Here is a 16,904-nt window from a genome sequence, read left to right on the forward strand (position 1 = left end):
TGGGCGGCAGGAAACTAATATGAGCAAGCTAGATCAAATCATTGCGAACAATGCGCGCACAACAGCCGGACGAAGAAAGCCCGGTTTCCTCAGCCAAAGGGCCCGAGCCCTTTTGTTGACGCTGACATGTATGCTGTTGGCGTTTATCTTCTTTACTCAACCGCAAGTCCGTACGGCGATCGAAACGTTGATCGGGTAAGTCCCGGGCCGGAAAACCGGCCCGAACTGAACATCAGTTGATCGAGACGACCTCAATTTCAAAAACCAGATCCTGACCTGCCAGAGGATGGTTGGCGTCCAGCGTCACGGTCGCCTCGTCTGCGCCCACCACTGTCACCGGCACGGCCTGGCCATCCGGAGCTTGCATTTGCAACTGCGTTCCGGGCTCAAGCGGGATGTCATCGGGAATGCCTTCGCGAGGAATTTCCTGACGCATCGCCGGATTAATGGGGCCATAGGCATCCACACAGGCAATCTCGACCCGCTTTTTGTCCCCTAAAGACAGGCCGGGCATGGCGCTGTCCAAGCCGGGAATAATCTGGCCAGATCCGACCACAAACTCCAAAGGATCACGCCCCTCTGAGCTGTCAAAGGTTTGGCCGTCCAGCAGCGTCCCGGTGTAGTGGATGCGAACCGTGTCGCCTTGTTTGATTTCGGTCATCGTGGCCTCCGGCCGTTTTACAGGATTGAGCGGCCAACCCTAGGGCCTGACACAATCTTGTAAACCCTTGGCTCTTTCACCCCCCTCATTGTTGTGCCAACCTGCGCGCGATCAGAGGAGGATCATATGCCGATCACCACCTGTGTCTTCGACGCTTACGGAACACTTTTCGACGTTACAGCAGCGGCGCGCCAAGCTGCCGACGGACCGGGATTTGAAGCCCTCAAGGACAAATGGCCCACAGTCGCCGGGCATTGGCGTCTTAAGCAGTTGCAATACACTTGGCTTCGCGCCGTGGCCGACGCACATGCCGATTTCTGGGACGTCACTCAGGACGGGCTGGATTGGGCGCTTGACGCAGCTGGACTGCAAGGCGACCAGAAACTACGCCAACGCCTGCTTGATCTTTACTGGGAGTTACAGGCCTATCCCGAAGTGCCCGACATGTTGAAGGCCCTCAAGGAGGGGGGGATGCAAACGGCAATCCTGTCAAACGGATCGCCGCCAATGCTGAATGGCGCGGTGCAATCTGCCGGGATCGGCGATGTGCTGGACGATGTTCTGTCGGTCGAAAGCGTTGGTGTTTTCAAACCTCATGCCCGGGTCTACGATCTGGTACCGGAACGGTTCAACTGCGCGCGTAATGAGGTGTTGTTCGTCAGTTCAAACGGTTGGGACGCCGCCGGTGCCAGCGGGTACGGCTTTGTCACCGCCTGGGTCAATCGGGCTGGCGAACCGATGGACCGCCTGCCGTGGACACCTGCGCATGTGCTTTCCGATTTGACTTCGATCCCAAAACTGGTGGGGCTTTGATGTCAGACTTCACAACCACTGACGGCATGCGAATCTATTTCGAAGACGTCGGCACGGGCACGCCGCTTTTGTGTTTGGCTGGCCTGACCCGAAATAGCCGCGACTTTTCGTTTTTTGCGCCCCATGCGGCTGACTTGCGCATGATCGCAATGGATTACAGGGGGCGTGGTCGGTCGGACTATGATCCCGACTTCATGAACTACAACATCTTTCGTGAATCGCATGACGCGATCGAACTGCTGGATGTACTGGGGATCGAGAAGACTTTCGTTCTGGGCACCTCGCGGGGTGGTCTGATCGCCATGGCCCTAGCCGCAAGCCATCCCGAGCGGCTAGCCGGGGTGATCCTGAATGATGTTGGACCTGTCGTTGAAACGTCTGGTATCGCCAAGATCATGGCCTATGTGGGTGCACAGCCGACTGCGCAAACCTATGATGAGGCCGCTTTGACTCTGCAAAAGGTAATGGAACCTCAATTCCCCGGCGTTTCCCTGGAAACCTGGCGCATGCAGGCCGAAATTCAGTACGAAAAACGCGACGATGGGTTGGCGCTACGCTACGATCCCGCACTACGCAAGGCGCTGATTGAGCAGGCTGCAAGCGGCGCCACACCTGATCTGTGGATGTTCTTTGAAGCCCTGCGCGATATTCCGACTGGTGTAATACGGGGGGCAAATTCCGACGTTCTGAGTGCCGACACAGTTGCCGAAATGCACGACCGCCATCCGGGCCTAATCTCAACCGAAGTTCCTGATCGTGGGCATGTTCCGTTTCTGAACGAACCCCAATCCTTGGATCTGATACAAAAGGTATTGAAGAGCGCCGCATGAGCACAATTGAGATGATCGAGGCCGCAGCAGAACGGCTAAACGGACACATCCGAAAGACACCAATTCTGTCTTCGCCCTTTCTGGACAAGCTTGCCGGTCGTCGGGTCTTGGTCAAACCAGAATGTTTGCAACATACCGGCAGCTTCAAGTTTCGGGGGGCCTGGTCTGCTATTTCGGCACTGGAAGAAGCCGAACGCCAGCGCGGTGTAATTGCGTATTCCTCGGGCAACCACGCACAAGGCGTTGCAATGGCGGCATCAAAGCACGGCATTTCTTCGGTCATCGTTATGCCGTCGGACGCACCGCGACTGAAGATCGAAAACACCCGTGCGCTTGGGGCAGAGGTCGTTCTGTATGACCGAGCAAACGAAAAGCGGGAAGAGATTGGCGAGACCATTGCGGCCGAGCGCGGACTGACCCTGATCCGACCTTATGACGAACCGCTGGTTATTGCAGGCCAAGGCACCACCGGCCTTGAAATCGCCGGTCAGGCCGCGGATTTAGGTATCACTCAGGCAGACGTACTGGTCTGTTGCGGCGGGGGCGGCCTGACCTCGGGCATCACCCTGGCCTTAGAGAAACATGCGCCGAACCTGCGCGCGCGCCCTTGTGAGCCAGAGGGGTTCGATGACGTCAAACGCTCGCTGGCCTCGGGACGGATTGAAAATAACAACGCAGCTTCGGGTAACATCTGCGACGCCATTCTGACGCCACAACCCGGAGATATCACGTTTCCGATTCTAAACCGCCTGTGCGGTCCGGGCTTATCCGTCACGGAAGAAGAAGCTTTGCGCGCCATGGCACTGGCCTTTCTGCGCCTCAAGATCGTTCTGGAACCCGGCGGCGCGGTGGCTCTGGCCTCGGCCCTGTTCCGAGGCGACCAGATCGAAGGCGATGACGTGATCGTTGTTGCATCTGGCGGCAATGTCGATCCGGTAGTATTTTCCAGGGCGTTGGAATTCCTGACCTGACAGGGCTGCACAAGATGTGCATGTTGCACCCCAAAAGGTCATGGCGACAAGGAAGCCAGTCATGAAGATCGCTGATCTGGGCGACGTGAAATTGAATTACCGCATCGACGGCCCAACAGACGGTGCACCCTTGGTCTTTGCCAATTCCCTAGGAACCAACCTGCACTTGTGGGACGCTGTACTGCCACATCTGCCAGCAGAGCTGCGCATCATCCGATACGACAAACGTGGTCACGGGCGGTCCTCGGTGCCGCCTGCGCCGTATTCGATGGGCGCATTGATACGCGATGCAGAGGCATTGCTGGATCACCTGCAGGTCCGCGATTGCGTCTTCGTTGGTCTGTCCATTGGCGGGATGATTGCACAAGGGCTTGCCGTCAAACGCATGGACCAGATTCGTGGTCTGGTTCTATCAAACACTGCCGCCAAAATTGCCACCCCTTCGGTCTGGCAGGATCGGATCAAGGCCGTGCGCAAGGACGGGATCGAAGCATTGGCCGACGCAACGATGGAACGTTGGTTTTCGCGTGATTTCCGCGCCGCACAAAACCACCTGCCTTGGCGCGACATGATGGTGGGCCAACCGGCTGAAGGGTATCTGGGCTGCTGCTCGGCCATTGCAGGCACCGATTTCTATACCCCAACGAGTGGGCTGCGCCTCCCGACCTTGGGCATTGCAGGCAGCGAAGACGGATCGACGCCCCCCGATCTGGTGCGAGAGACCGTCGATCTGATCCCGGGATCCCGGTTCCGGCTGATCCGCCGGGCAGGGCATTTGCCCTGCGTTGAAAAGCCAGCGGAATATGCAGAGATCCTGACTGATTTTCTGACCGAAATCGGACATATCTGAAGGAGAACGGCAATGGCGTCTTTCCTGTTGGTCCACGGTTCTTGCCACGGTGCATGGTGCTGGCGCGACCTGATACCCGCGCTTGAAACTCTGGGGCATTCTGCCAAAGCCATCGACATGCCCAGCCATGGTGCGGACCCCACGCCCGTAGCCGAGGTCACGCTGGACAGTTGCCGCGACGCCGTGCTGCATGCCAGCACATCAGATACAATCCTCGTTGGCCATTCCTGGGGCGGCTACCCGATCAGCGCCGCCGCCGAAGCGCAACCCGATGCCATGCGCGCGCTGATCTATCTGTGCGCCTATGTGCCCAAAGACGGCCTGGCCATGGCCGACATGCGCAGGCTTGGCCCAAGGCAGACCATCGCCCATGCGGTCGAAAAATCCACCGACGGGCTGTCATACACTGTGTCTGCCGAGGCTATTCCCCAGCTATTCTACCATGATTGCTCCGACGACATCCTGCCTTACGCCTATGCGCGCCTTTGCCCTCAGGCCATTCGCCCACAAGAAACGCCCCTTCCGACCGGTGCGAATTTCGACAATGTGCCCAAGGCGTATATCCGCACCACGGACGATCACACTATACCACCCGAATACCAAGCAACGATGAGCGCCCTTATCCCCGAAGATATGCGCCGCACCATCGACAGTTCGCATTCCCCGTTCTTCTCGCACCCGCGCGAGCTTGCGCAAATCCTGTCAGAACTGGCAGACAAACTGCCCTGACCTGTCGCAACGGCAATTCGACCCGCAATCAACTCTCGCTTTTCTCGGTTATCATCTGTGCTTAGGGTGCGTTGAACAGATCACTTGCCGGGTCCTATGCGTCTGCCGTTTTTCTTCATCCTCAGCATTGTCATGATCGACGCCATGGGCATCGGTCTGGTGATGCCGATCATGCCGGAACTGATCGTCGAGGTTCAGGGCGGCTCGCTCGCCAATGCAGCGATCTGGGGCGGTGTTCTGAGCACAGCCTTTGCCGCGATGCAGTTTATCTTTGGGCCCATACTTGGAAACCTGTCAGACGCGTACGGACGCAGAACCGTCCTTCTGGTGTCCCTGTTTGTTATGGCGCTGGACTATGTCGTGATGGCTGTTGCGGGCAGCATTTGGCTGTTGCTGATCGGTCGGATCGTAGGCGGTATAACCGCAGCCACGCATGCCACCGCTGCGGCGTTTATGGCGGATGTGTCCGAGCCCAAGGATAAGGCTGCAAACTTTGGCCTGCTGGGTGCCGCTTTTGGCATGGGCTTCGTCCTTGGGCCCGTCATTGGCGGATTGCTCAGTGAATATGGCACGCGCGCACCGTTTTGGGCCGCTGCCGGTTTGGCGGCGTTGACCTTTTGCATCGGTTACTTCGTGATGCCCGAGACCGTAACCGACAAGACCCGACGAGCCTTCAGCCTGAAACGCGCAAACCCTCTCAATTCGCTGAACGCCATCGCTTCTTTGCCCGGTATCCGGCCGCTGCTTTGGGTGTATTTCCTGTATTCAGTATCCATCTACGTCTACCCCGCCATCTGGTCCTATTTCACGACCGAGCGATTCGGATGGTCGCCACAGATGATTGGCCTGTCCCTGGGTGTCTACGGTATAGGCATGGCCATTGTGCAGGGCGGATTGATCCGGCCTGCCATCCGGTTTCTGGGCGAGAGGGGCACAATCATCTACGGAATGGGTTTTGAGATCATTAGCTTCGCATTTCTGGCCTTCCTCACCAACGGCCTCATCGCGCTGCTTCTCATTCCAATAACTGCCATCGGGGCGGTCATCACACCTGCTCTTCAGGCCATGATGTCCAAGGCCACGCCCGATTCGCAGCAAGGCGAATTGCAGGGCGTTCTGACGGCGCTGCACGCGCTGTCGATGGTGATCTCGCCTTTGCTTATGACTTCGATTTTCGCGCAGTTCATCCGGCCCGACACGCCACTCTACCTGCCCGGCGCACCGTTTCTATTAGCGCTGGTACTAATGCTGGCAGGTTTCTTGTTGTTTCGCCGGTCCCGCCCTGTCGTTGCGTAACAACGACATCCAAATGGCGGTTTCCGCCTTGCGAGACGTCATTTCCCGCGCCACCGTGAACCCAACGGGAGAGAGTGACAACATGCAAACAATCAAAGCCGCAGTCTGCCGAGCTTTTGGCGAACCCTTGGTGATCGAAGAAGTTCAACTTGCGCCCCCCGGCACGGGCGAAGTCGAGGTTACACTGGACGCCGTGGCCATCTGCCATTCGGACATATCCTACGCCGAAGGGGCATGGGGTGGGTTCCTGCCAGCCGTTTATGGCCACGAAGCCGCAGGCGTTATCAGCGCCGTTGGTGAAGCCGCCGGGGATTTCAAAATCGGCGACCCTGTGGTTGTAACGCTGATCCGTGCCTGTGGAACGTGCCCCAGCTGTGCGGGCGGAAAACCGACAATCTGCGAAACACCATACGATACGGTCAAAGGTCCGTTGAAGACCGGTGATGGCGGTCCACTCGAACAGGCCATGGCCTGTGGTGCCTTTGCCGAAAAGGTTGTGGTGAGCCACCGTCAGATCGTCAAAATTCCAGAAACTCTGCCCAAGGATCTGGCCAGCCTGCTCTCATGCGGGGTCATCACCGGGGTTGGAGCTGCTGTGAACGCAGCTGATTTGCGCCCCGGTCGGGATGTCGTGGTGATCGGCGCAGGCGGCGTTGGTCTGAACGCCATTCAGGGCGCGCGGATTGCAGGCGCGCGGCGAATCGTGGCCGTGGATATGACCGAAGAAAAGCTTGAGATCGCCAAGGAATTCGGCGCAACCCACGGCGTGTTGGCCAGTTTGGACCAGCCGTGGAAGGCCGCTTACAAGGCGTTAGGCGGGCGTGGTGCGGATGCGGTTCTGATCACGGTTGGTGCGATTCCCGCCTATGATCAGGCACCGCGCTATCTTGGACGTGGTGGCAAGGCGATCATGATCGGAATGCCGCATTCGGGTGACATGGCCAGTTATGAGCCCGTCGTTCTGGCGGCTCTGGGTCAGGGCGTTGTTGGGTCGAAGATGGGCGACGTGGTGATCCAGCGCGATATTCCGTGGATGGTGGATCTGTACGAACAAGGGCGGCTGAAGCTAGACGAGTTGATCTCGGGTCGTTGGTCCCTTGATCAGATCAACGAAGCCATCGCCGACACCAAAACCGGATCAGCCAAGCGCAATGTGATCCTGTTCGACAGGACCTGACCCACCGAGAGGATTTGGGATGAAACTGCAGGATCTCGACATTATCGTCACCGCCCCACCGGCGCCGGGTTGGGGTGGGCGATATTGGATATTGGTTAAGGTGACGACCGATACTGGCATCACCGGCTGGGGCGAATGCTATGCCTCCTCCGTCGGGCCAGAGGCGATGCGCCATGTCATTCATGACGTGTTCGAACGGCATATGCAGGGTGAAAACCCCGAAAACATCGAGCTGATGTTCCGCCGTGCATATTCCAGCGGCTTCACCCAGCGACCAGACCTGACCGTAATGGGCGCGTTTTCAGGGTTGGAGATCGCCTGCTGGGATATTCTGGGCAAGGATCGCGACCGCCCCGTCTATGCTTTGCTGGGTGGAAAAATGAACGACCGAATCCGTGCCTATACGTATCTTTACCCCCTGCCCCAGCATAATCTGACTGATTTCTGGACTTCTCCTGAACAGGCCGGCGAAACGGCTGCTGCAATGGTGCAGCGTGGTTATACTGCCGTCAAATTCGACCCGGCGGGCCCTTATACGATCCGGGGCGGCCACATGCCCGCGATGAGTGACATTTCCATGTCGGTCGCTTTCTGCAAGGCGATCCGCGAAGCCGTGGGCGACAAGGCCGATCTGCTATTCGGCACGCATGGTCAATTCAACACCGCCGGGGCCATTCGGCTGGGGCAAGCGTTGGAACCTTATCAACCGCTTTGGTTCGAAGAACCCACGCCGCCGGACATGATCGAAGACATGGCTCGCGTCGCCCGCAATGTCCGCATCCCCGTCGCCACCGGAGAACGCATGACGACCAAGGCCGAATTCGGTGCCGTTTTGCGCGCCGGGGCCGCGGAAATCCTGCAACCGGCGTTGGGACGCGCGGGCGGGATCTGGGAGATGAAGAAAGTTGCCGCAATGGCTGAGGTCTTCAACGCTCAGATGGCACCGCATCTCTATGCAGGGCCGGTGGAATGGGCGGCTAATATCCATCTGGCTGCGTCGATCCCTAATTTGCTGTTGCTGGAAAGCATCGAAACACCGTTCCATGACCAACTGATCAAAGGGTCTATTCGGGTCGAGGACGGGTTCGTAACCGCGCCAACAGCGCCGGGCCTAGGTATTGATGTCGACGAAGCCCTGGCCCGCGCGCATCCCTATGAGGGCCGCGACCTGCACTTGCAAATGCAAGAAGACCCCTGCGATTACGCCAACGGCAACGCTTTTCAAGGCGGCGCACCGGCAACCGAGGGGTGACAACAGCTGCGTGTTTAGGGCATATTAGCCCGATAAAAAGCGGAACAACGGTCACAACGTGGAACTCAAAGAAACCGATCCTCAGGCACGCAGCACGGACACTCTGCCGGACATGAAAGACAATGCCGCCCGCGCGGCTGCTTACCTCAAAACGCTGGCCCATGAAGGGCGGCTGATGATCCTGTGCCACCTTGGGGATGGAGAGAAATCCGTGGGTCAGCTTGAGAATCTGCTTGAGCTGCGTCAAGCCGCTGTTAGCCAGATGCTGGCCCGCCTGCGCGAAGAAGGGCTTGTCTCAACCCGCAGAGAGGGCAAGACGGTCTACTATTCCTTGCGTGATGGGAACACGGAACAAGTGATTGGTCTCTTGTACAAACTGTTCTGCGCAGAAGACACCTGATCCCCTAGCTTGAAACGTAGCCTGCAATCACCTGAAGCAGCTTGAAGGCAGTTGCAGCGTCATTCTCGACGACGGCAAGGAATTCCTCTTCACCAATCCGCAGACAAGACAGCTGAGTTTCTGCCACCATGCTCAACGCGCGCGGCTCTTTGCGGATCAGGCCCAGCTCTCCGACCAAAGCGCCCGGTCCAACGGTGGTGATCAACTGATCCGGCCCTTGCTCCTGCGGCAGGTACAATCCGGCCTCACCCTCAAGCACAACATAGGCACCATCGGTTGGCTGGTCGTCTTTTAAGAAAACCACTTGCCTGGGCTCGGCGTCAAACCAGCGTGCACCAAAGGCCAACAGGCGCAACTGCCGTCGGTCCAGACCAGAGAACAACGGGGTCTGTTCCAGAGCACGCAATTTCCGCGCCAGATCTGCCGATGCTGCGCTGTCTTCCTCCACGTCTACCGGCCCTCCGTCCGAGACCACACGACCTTGCCTGATTTCAACGAACATGTCGAATACATCGGGGTTTTCAAACTGATCGTTCAAGTAGATGACAGTAGTCTCCGGCAGCAACTCACGCAGCTTTTTGTAGACGGCCACCTGCGTTTTCATGTCGTAACTGGCCAAGGCGTTTTCCAGGATCAGGACGTCCGGTTTCTTGATCGTTGCGCGCGTAAACGCCAGTGGCTCTGCAAACACCGCGGGCAGGTTCTGACCACCCAAGGCCACCGGCACGTCATAAATCAGTTCCGTCACCAATGGCCGCGCGCCGTTTTCGGCCAACACATCGACAATCAGCTTGCGCGCCTCATCGGAACGGGCACCGCCAATCTGACTGACTTTGCCAAAAAGCGCGTTTTCCATGACTGTCAAACCAGGTGCGTATACCTCCGGGTCCAGCGGAACAAAAACATCTTTCAGACGTTCCATCAGCTTCTCAGAGTGGCTGTGTCGAAGTTCGAGAATCCGGTCCTTCAGCTCATCGGTGAACGCTGGGCCGATCTGTTCCGCCGAAATAACAAACGGCACGGCCAGCAAATTTGCCAACTGTGCATCGTCCAACCCGGCCGAGCCTTCTTTACGGGTCTGCTCAACCAGTTCGACCGCAGCCTCATAGGTCTTTGCATCCAACCCGAGCTTGCGAAACAACGGGTGATCCGTACCGTCCAAACCAAAAATCTGGCGCAACATCTCGATCACGTCGCGGGTCAATGCGATCAGCGTTTCATCCAGCCCCAACTCTCGCAGCTGGCCCAGAAAGACCGTCTGTTCTACCAGCAAAGCGTGTGTCACCGGAACGCAGGGCGTGGCAAACAGAAGATTCTCGGCAACAGGCAGGGCGGGGTTGTACAGATTGCGGTCGAAGATCAACGCCTGTTGTTCCAGACCCGCGTCCTGAACGGCTTTGCGCACAATTGGACGCAATTCGACCAGTTTCTGAGCCAGTTCGCAATGCTCAGCGGCGTTAAAGCTTTGTTCTGCACCACGCTGGAACAGGGCCGCACCAGACCCCATCCCGTCGATCAGCTGCAACCACCAATCGCGCAAGGCCGCCGCGTCCGGAAGCCCTGCCAAAGACGGATCAAGCCAATCCACCTTGAACGGGTCGGAACTGTTTCCTGCCCGCAGGGTTTCGCGAAAATCGGGGTCATCTGCGCTCTCTGACAACGGTCTGAACCGCATAGGCATCATTACGTTGTCGCCCAAAGTGCCCTGAAACATGACAGGGCGGGACGTAGCATAACCTATACGTGAGGCCACAACGCCCTGATGCAGTTCGGCCAGGTTCACATCCCCGATACGCACCTTGCCACCACTGGGCAAGATTTCACGCGTCAAAAGTTCGGCGATGGCACGGCGGTCTTCCTCGCTGGGGGCGGAAATGCCGATCGTCTTGCCGCCCGGAAAGCTGAGGTTCAGATCGTCCAACACCTGATTGCCGTCCATGTCCCGAACCGAAACATGATCCAGCACAATATCATCGTTCAGATTGGGGCGTGCGTCAGCTTCGCCCTCAAACAAGGCTTCGTCCTGCATTCCGCTGGGCGCAAAGCGGTCAATCACCACGTCCCAACGCAAAGACATGTCCTGTGTCTGGTTGTAGTAGGTCAAAAGCTCTTTCCAGGGCGAGCTCAGGTCCTTGTAAGCCGCAAGCGCTGCAACCAGCGCCCCCAGCGAGACCGAGCCTTGCAGCACCAGCAGACCGCCGATCAGATAGAACATGAATGGCGTCAATTGAGAGATGAAGTTGTTTATGAATTTCATAAAAAACTTCTTCTGGTAGATCTCGAACCGGATGCCGAACAACCGCCCCAACTGATCCGAGATCATCGCCCGGCGATAACGCCAGCCACCATTGGCGCGCAGCGTCGAAGCCCCTGCAGCGTTTTCACCGATTTGGGCCGCAAGCACCCGCACTTCTTGAATACGCTTTTTGTTCAGCAGGTTGATTTGGCGTTGCAGCTTGGGGATCAGCCAGGCTTGTACCGGAATCAGTGCCACCGCGGCCAAGCCGAACCAAAAGCTTTGCAGGAACAAAAAGGCAAGGATCGTGATCATCTGACCCGCCTGCAATACAGGCTGGCTGATCGCATCCCCCATCAACCCGCCCATCGGCTCGCTTTCGGCGGTGATCATCGACACCATCTCGCCCTGGCTGACGCGTTCGAAATAGGGTTGCGGAAATCGCAACGCACGGCTGATCAACTGATACCGAAAGCGCCGCAGCATCCGCTCGCTCAGCACACCTTTCATGGTGTTGATGCGCATTTTCATCAGGCCATGCCCCAATACAGCCGCTAAAAACGCAAAGCATAGAATAACCAGAAAATTCGTCTGCGACATCGTATAGCCCCAGATGGTTACTTCTGGGTTGGGTGCACCAATCGCATCATTGATAATGCGCTTAGGCAGTTCCAACGTCAGGTAAAGCAGCGGGAACAATGTCGCTGTCACAGCCAGCAAGATCAGCTGGTCGCGTTTGGAGTACTTCCAGATAAAGCGGAAAATCGTGCGTTCTATGGAACCTGCCCCTGCTGCTGACCGACGACGCGGTTCAGATGTTATCCACGCAAATTCAACAGCATGACTCTAATGCCATCCAGACATAATTGGCAATTTTTTTCCCGATTGTGCGAATTCTTAAGCTTATGTGAACTAGTTCATTTACGTATGCCCATCTAATTGCCTAGAGTGGTCAGCAGGACGAGATCGGGAGGGTTCTTTTGGCTGCCAGTTTTGGCGCAGTGTTCGTTATGCTTTGCTTATTGCTTGTAAAGCACATGTTCGCTGACTTTTACCTCCAGACACCGAAAATGCTCTCTGGACGCGGTGAGTATTTTCATTGGGGACGTGCACAGCATGCAGCAGTACATGTTGCAGGCTCTATTATTGTGTTCGTGGTTTTTGGCGCACCTTTGGCGTTTATTCTGATTGTCGCAGCGCTTGAATGGATAATCCATTTCAACATCGATTTCGTCAAAGCCAGCTATTCTGACAAAAACCAGCTGGAACCTTCGCAAGCCGCCTTTTGGCGCGCGGCCGGGTTGGACCAGTTGATGCACAACCTGACATATGTGGCGATGGTCTGGGCGTGGGTTAGCTTTGCAGCAGCCTGAATAGGTTACGCCGCCTCTTTCAACGCACCCATTCTGTACGACCGAAGCCACATTCGATCCAATGCGTCGATCTTTTCGGGATCGAATCTTTCTTCGACCTCCCAATACCGACCTGAGTCGACGTAATAGCCCAGATCGTGTTCTATTTGGCGTGCTGGACCCATTCCTAATGTGTCAATAAGTGGTGACGCGGACAGATTAGACCGGCTGGTTGAGGAAAAGACCAATCGGCTGGGCCCGTTGGACAACCGAACTGCTCTGCACCCCTGTTTGGCTGCAAAAAGAGCCAGACGCGCAGATTTAGCTTCGAGCGATCGCAGAGTCACATCGTCCCGCAACGGGTCCGCGGCCCCGGTTCCGTAAAAATGGGTCTTGCCAGAACCCGAATACATCATGTCGCATCCAAAAAACGCCAATACATCCGGTTTCAGAGCCGCCAGCGCCCAATACCCGGCTGTAAAAGCCATCGTGCCGCCTGCGTAGACGAACCCGCCATATTCGTTCTGCTTGGGCACATAATCTCGCGCAGTGACGATGCTTTGCGCTTTGTTAACGTACTTCGGGCGTCTGTCAGTCGGAAAATCTTCGGGGTGGATTAAGTAATCCCAATCCCCTCGAATGCGCCACGCGTTGTTGATGGCGACAATATGCGTGAAGGGCTGGCGCGACCAAGCCCTCGCTTCTAAGGCCGAAGGAGCACTGCCCAGAATCAGAACTTTGGTTTGTCGGTCGGTCATAGCAGGGCCACCCTCTTTGCCAGCCCCGCAAGACGTAGATCGTTTACAGGCCGTGACTAGCCCAGCACCGAGAAACTGCTTTCTTCGTTGATCGGACGTTTGCGCGAATAAAAGCCGACATCGATGCTCCGTTTGATATAGGGCAGTTCGAACTGCAACGGTTCTGCGTCATGGTCGGCACCACCCTCGCAATACGAGATCAGAGCCGTCATCATCTTACCCGCAATCGGCGCGTTTTTGTATTGGTTCCCGCTGGAACCGCAGGCCATGTAGAACCCCGGCAGGCTGGATTTGTCATAGATCGGAATCCAGTCGGTGGACGCATCATACAGGTCAACAACGCCCCGCGTTTTCGACGGGATGCCAAGACTGGGGACACGTTGCGCATAGCGCATCGCCTGCGTGGTCCACTGGTCGGTGAACTCTCGGTTATAGTTCACATCGTCCTCGCACCACTGATGCGGATCACATTCCGGGTCTTCTGATCCGACGAGGATATGGTTTCCATGTTCCGGGCGACAATAACAGGCGATGTCGCTGTCCGACACAATGGTTCCATCATTTTCAAAATCGAACCCTTCAGGCGCAGGAACATGAACCACCTCTTGCCGCAAGGGCCGGGTTTTGATGGTCATGTCGCCCAGGACACCCGCCATCTCGTTGATGATCGCCGAACCCGGTCCCGCAACGTTGACCACGACCTTGGCGTGGATTTCCTCGCCCGACGCCAGTTTGACGCCGGAAACGCGCCCGCCCTCGGTCAGGATTTCAGTGACTTCAGCGCCGGTGCGCACCTCGGCCCCATTCTGTTTCGCGGCATCCATCAGGTTCTGTGCAGACAAGGCCGGGTCGGTGACGTACCCCGCTTGCGGCCAATACACACCGCCGGTCATCTTGCGTCCGTTGGACTGACCGAATTCCGGATCATCCATACGGCGCGCGGGGGCAAAACTGTCCAGCGAATAAACCGGCAGGCGCTCCACCACTTTCTCAGCCGACCATTCCTCGAAGGGGCAGTCCAAATCCGACGAATTGCGCATGTGCTTTTCCAACATACCGTTCGCCTCGGTCTTCATGACCAGACAACCGGTTTCCCGGAACTGGGCCAGATTGGCATCCTCTGGCAGCCCCAGATAGTCGGCCCAGTCGCGCCAGTAATGGTAGCCTTCCCAGGCAAAGGCCGTTCCGTCAAAGGTCGAATAATGCATTCGGATTATCGCACAAGACCCGGCGGTTGAGCCGTGACCAACCTGAGAATTGCGGTCTAAAGACAGGGTTTTCCACCCCGCCTTCGACATCTCGAACGCAATGGCCGCGCCGATCACACCCGTGCCAATGATGATTGCGTCTGGTTGACTCATTTCAAGTCTCCTTTCCAATAACGCATTGTATATGCGCTGAATTCTTCAACTTCTTCTGGCTTTGGCTCAACGCCGGTAAACGTGTAGAGGTAGTGCGCCAATAGCGAGATCCGCATCTCAATTGGTTCGTTCATTTGCGCCAGGTCATAGCCAATCTGCATGTAATACAGTACCCGCGCTCGAGTTTCGGCCTCGATCTCGGAATAGCCGTAGCGGGCAAACATTGCGTGCAGTGCTGCAAGGCGACGCGCGTCGGATTGGTCCAGCGCACGCCGCACCTTGCCGGATTTACGCGCCCAGTCACGTACGGCAAAGTCCAGCGCGGTGTCGAACAACTCGCTGTTTACCACACAACGATGCACGTTGCAGACAGCTGCTGTGATTGTCTCAGCCGGGGCCTCCGCCTGCTTGATCAATGCTGCCGTATTGGTGGCTTGCCAGCGGGAAAGCAGCGCATCCATCAGTTCTTGCCGAGATTTGAAGTACCAATAAAAGGATGAGCGCGATACAGCCATCCGCTCGGCAAGATTCAGAACCTTAATTTGATCTATCCCATCCGAAATCAGCACGTCCATTGCCACATTCAACCAATCGTCACGCGTGACCTTGACGTTGCCGATCAAGGGTTCAGCCTTGGGATCATCGCGGTGAAGGACAGGTTTTGTATTCATTCAACTCTCCGGCGGCGCGCCGCCCTCGGCAGTCCGACGCGCAATAAAGTCGTGCATGGCACCCAAACTGTCACTGTCAATACTTGGTGCTTTGAAGTCGCTCAGGATACCTTTCCAAACGTCAGTAGCCCGATTATTCGCATCAACCGCCCCACGTTCGGTCCAGGTGCCAAAGTTGGCGTAGTCATGAAGATGCGGTTGATAGAACTCGGTATTGTACCGCTCCATCGTCTGGCTTGAGGCAAAGAAATGTCCACTGGGTTCGACCTCACGCAAGGCTGTATCATATCCGATCTCTGCCGCGCCTGCCTGTGCACCCGCGCAAAGTTCGGCCACCATGTTCAGGACCTCGGCATCGCAGACCAGTTTTTCGAAGGATACGGTCAGGCCACCCTCCAGCCAACCTGCGGAATGGATGATCACGGTTGCCCCGGCCATCAGGCAGCCCCAAAGGCCAAACTGGTTCTCGTTCGCGGCCTGCACATCGTTGATGTTTGACGCTGATCCTGCTGCCGACCGCCAAGGCAGGCCAAGTTGGCGCGCCAATTGACCCGCAGCCAGAGACGCCTGGAAATGGGAAGGCGTCCCGAATGCAGGGGCACCAGATTTCATATCCACGTTGCTTGTAAACGTTCCATAACAGACCGGAGCACCAGGTTTGGCAAGCTGCGTCAGTGTCAAAGCGGCAAGCGCTTCGGCATGGGACAAGGTGATCGCCCCGGCCACAGTAATCGGAGCCATCGCGCCCATCAGGGTAAACGGCGTGATGATCGACATCTGACCATGCCGCGCGAAGTCGATCAGACCTTGCGCCATCGGAATATCCAAAGTGCGCGGGCTATTGGTGTTGATGATCGTGTAACAATGCGCATTGCCCTGGAATTCATCACTCGAAAGGCCACGGGCCGTGGACAGCATCTCAAAGCAATCCATCACCTGCGGCGTGCCGCGCGAGAAAAAGAACGGGAACTTGTCTGTAAGCTCCATCTGCGCTTGCGTGGTAAAATAGTGGCGCAAATGGGTTGGTACGTCCTGCGGCTCGACCTGAGGCGAGATCATCTGGAATACATCGAAATGGTGCGTGAGCTTCAGAAACTCCAGATAATCCTGCCCTGTCGCGGGGCGACGTCCACGTTCAAGGTCGGTCGCATTCGGAGCCCCGGCACCGGGTTGAAAGACCAAAGAGCCCAGTTCAAGCGTGAAATCCCGCCGCCGCGAACCGGCTCGACAATCAATAGACTTTGGGGCTGAAGCCACTGCGGCCCCAACCATCTCGCGCCCGATGAAGACCATTTCACTGTCTTCGTCCACGCGCGCACCACCTTGTTTGAAAAGCTTGCGCGCCTCGGGTAGCAGACATTTTACGCCCAATTCTTCCAACGTACGCAATGCAGTCTCATGCATGTCGGCGATCTGATCCGCCGGAAACACCTCCATTTGCGGGAAAGGGTTCTTGAGCTGGCGATAGTTCACATCGCGACTGGGTTGCGGGGCGGCTTCGGCCCCCCGCCCGCGCCGCCTGCGTCCTCGGTCCTGAGCGGTCATGA

Annotated in this window: 17 protein-coding genes; 11 read left to right on the forward strand and 6 right to left on the reverse strand. The window is 57.0% G+C overall.

The annotated features are described in order from the left end of the window. Positions 1-19 precede the first annotated feature (19 nt). A complete protein-coding gene (locus tag GOV91_RS09915) occupies positions 20-199 on the forward strand; it encodes a hypothetical protein (RefSeq protein ID WP_171235372.1) in 180 nt (59 codons plus the stop codon). A gap of 33 nt (positions 200-232) precedes the next feature. Here the strand turns inward: GOV91_RS09915 and GOV91_RS09920 are convergent, their stop codons facing one another. Continuing rightward, entirely contained in the window at positions 233-661 is a 429-nt protein-coding gene (locus tag GOV91_RS09920) for a peptidylprolyl isomerase (RefSeq protein WP_171235373.1), read from the reverse strand. Positions 662-787: 126 nt separating this feature from the next. Here GOV91_RS09920 and GOV91_RS09925 point away from each other — a divergent pair, with 126 nt between their 5' ends. From GOV91_RS09925 to GOV91_RS09965, 9 genes are all read left to right on the forward strand, one after another. Then, positions 788-1,474, forward strand: a complete 687-nt coding sequence (locus GOV91_RS09925; protein WP_171235374.1) for a haloacid dehalogenase type II — start codon at positions 788-790, stop codon at positions 1,472-1,474. Continuing rightward, positions 1,474-2,304 (forward strand): alpha/beta fold hydrolase, encoded by an 831-nt coding sequence (locus GOV91_RS09930; RefSeq protein WP_171235375.1) that lies wholly within the window; start codon positions 1,474-1,476, stop codon positions 2,302-2,304. The genes GOV91_RS09925 and GOV91_RS09930 overlap by 1 nt, the downstream gene beginning before the upstream one ends. Then, on the forward strand, positions 2,301-3,275 hold the full coding sequence (locus tag GOV91_RS09935) for a threonine/serine dehydratase (protein ID WP_171235376.1): 975 nt from the start codon (positions 2,301-2,303) through the stop codon (positions 3,273-3,275). The genes GOV91_RS09930 and GOV91_RS09935 overlap by 4 nt, the downstream gene beginning before the upstream one ends. A 61-nt stretch (positions 3,276-3,336) precedes the next feature. Continuing rightward, positions 3,337-4,125, forward strand: coding sequence for a 3-oxoadipate enol-lactonase (gene pcaD, locus GOV91_RS09940; RefSeq protein ID WP_171235377.1), 789 nt, complete (start codon positions 3,337-3,339; stop codon positions 4,123-4,125). 12 nt (positions 4,126-4,137) lie between these two features. After that, positions 4,138-4,854, forward strand: a complete 717-nt coding sequence (locus tag GOV91_RS09945; RefSeq protein ID WP_171235378.1) for an alpha/beta fold hydrolase — start codon at positions 4,138-4,140, stop codon at positions 4,852-4,854. Positions 4,855-4,950: 96 nt separating this feature from the next. Next, entirely contained in the window at positions 4,951-6,150 is a 1,200-nt protein-coding gene (locus tag GOV91_RS09950) for a TCR/Tet family MFS transporter (RefSeq protein ID WP_171235379.1), read from the forward strand. Positions 6,151-6,232: 82 nt separating this feature from the next. Then, entirely contained in the window at positions 6,233-7,327 is a 1,095-nt protein-coding gene (locus GOV91_RS09955) for a Zn-dependent alcohol dehydrogenase (RefSeq protein ID WP_171181489.1), read from the forward strand. Between the two features lie 19 nt (positions 7,328-7,346). Continuing rightward, a complete protein-coding gene (locus tag GOV91_RS09960) occupies positions 7,347-8,579 on the forward strand; it encodes a mandelate racemase/muconate lactonizing enzyme family protein (protein WP_171235380.1) in 1,233 nt (410 codons plus the stop codon). A gap of 112 nt (positions 8,580-8,691) precedes the next feature. After that, on the forward strand, positions 8,692-8,979 hold the full coding sequence (locus GOV91_RS09965; RefSeq protein ID WP_171181572.1) for a helix-turn-helix transcriptional regulator: 288 nt from the start codon (positions 8,692-8,694) through the stop codon (positions 8,977-8,979). Positions 8,980-8,983: 4 nt separating this feature from the next. On the opposite strand, the gene GOV91_RS09970 is transcribed toward GOV91_RS09965, so the two are convergent. Continuing rightward, positions 8,984-11,980 (reverse strand): ABC transporter transmembrane domain-containing protein, encoded by a 2,997-nt coding sequence (locus GOV91_RS09970; RefSeq protein WP_171235420.1) that lies wholly within the window; start codon positions 11,978-11,980, stop codon positions 8,984-8,986. Between the two features lie 215 nt (positions 11,981-12,195). Between GOV91_RS09970 and GOV91_RS09975 the strand changes: the two genes are divergently transcribed. Further along, positions 12,196-12,588 (forward strand): DUF3307 domain-containing protein, encoded by a 393-nt coding sequence (locus tag GOV91_RS09975; RefSeq protein ID WP_371732295.1) that lies wholly within the window; start codon positions 12,196-12,198, stop codon positions 12,586-12,588. A gap of 5 nt (positions 12,589-12,593) precedes the next feature. On the opposite strand, the gene GOV91_RS09980 is transcribed toward GOV91_RS09975, so the two are convergent. Genes GOV91_RS09980 through GOV91_RS09995 form a run of 4 tightly spaced genes read right to left on the reverse strand, consistent with a single transcriptional unit; the run spans position 12,594 to position 16,902 of the window. Further along, positions 12,594-13,325 (reverse strand): hypothetical protein, encoded by a 732-nt coding sequence (locus GOV91_RS09980; protein WP_171235381.1) that lies wholly within the window; start codon positions 13,323-13,325, stop codon positions 12,594-12,596. Positions 13,326-13,381: 56 nt separating this feature from the next. Beyond that, entirely contained in the window at positions 13,382-14,686 is a 1,305-nt protein-coding gene (locus tag GOV91_RS09985) for an FAD-binding oxidoreductase (protein ID WP_171235382.1), read from the reverse strand. Beyond that, complete coding sequence (locus GOV91_RS09990; protein ID WP_171235383.1) at positions 14,683-15,357, reverse strand: TetR/AcrR family transcriptional regulator; 675 nt, start codon at positions 15,355-15,357, stop codon at positions 14,683-14,685. The genes GOV91_RS09985 and GOV91_RS09990 overlap by 4 nt, the downstream gene beginning before the upstream one ends. Further along, the gene (locus GOV91_RS09995; RefSeq protein ID WP_171235384.1) at positions 15,358-16,902 is read right to left on the reverse strand and encodes a trimethylamine methyltransferase family protein; all 1,545 of its coding nucleotides are present in this window, start codon (positions 16,900-16,902) and stop codon (positions 15,358-15,360) included. It lies immediately after the preceding gene. Positions 16,903-16,904 lie beyond the last annotated feature (2 nt).

This window comes from Ruegeria sp. HKCCA6837 (assembly GCF_013034475.1).
In the GTDB taxonomy this organism is placed as follows: Bacteria; Pseudomonadota; Alphaproteobacteria; order Rhodobacterales; family Rhodobacteraceae; genus Ruegeria.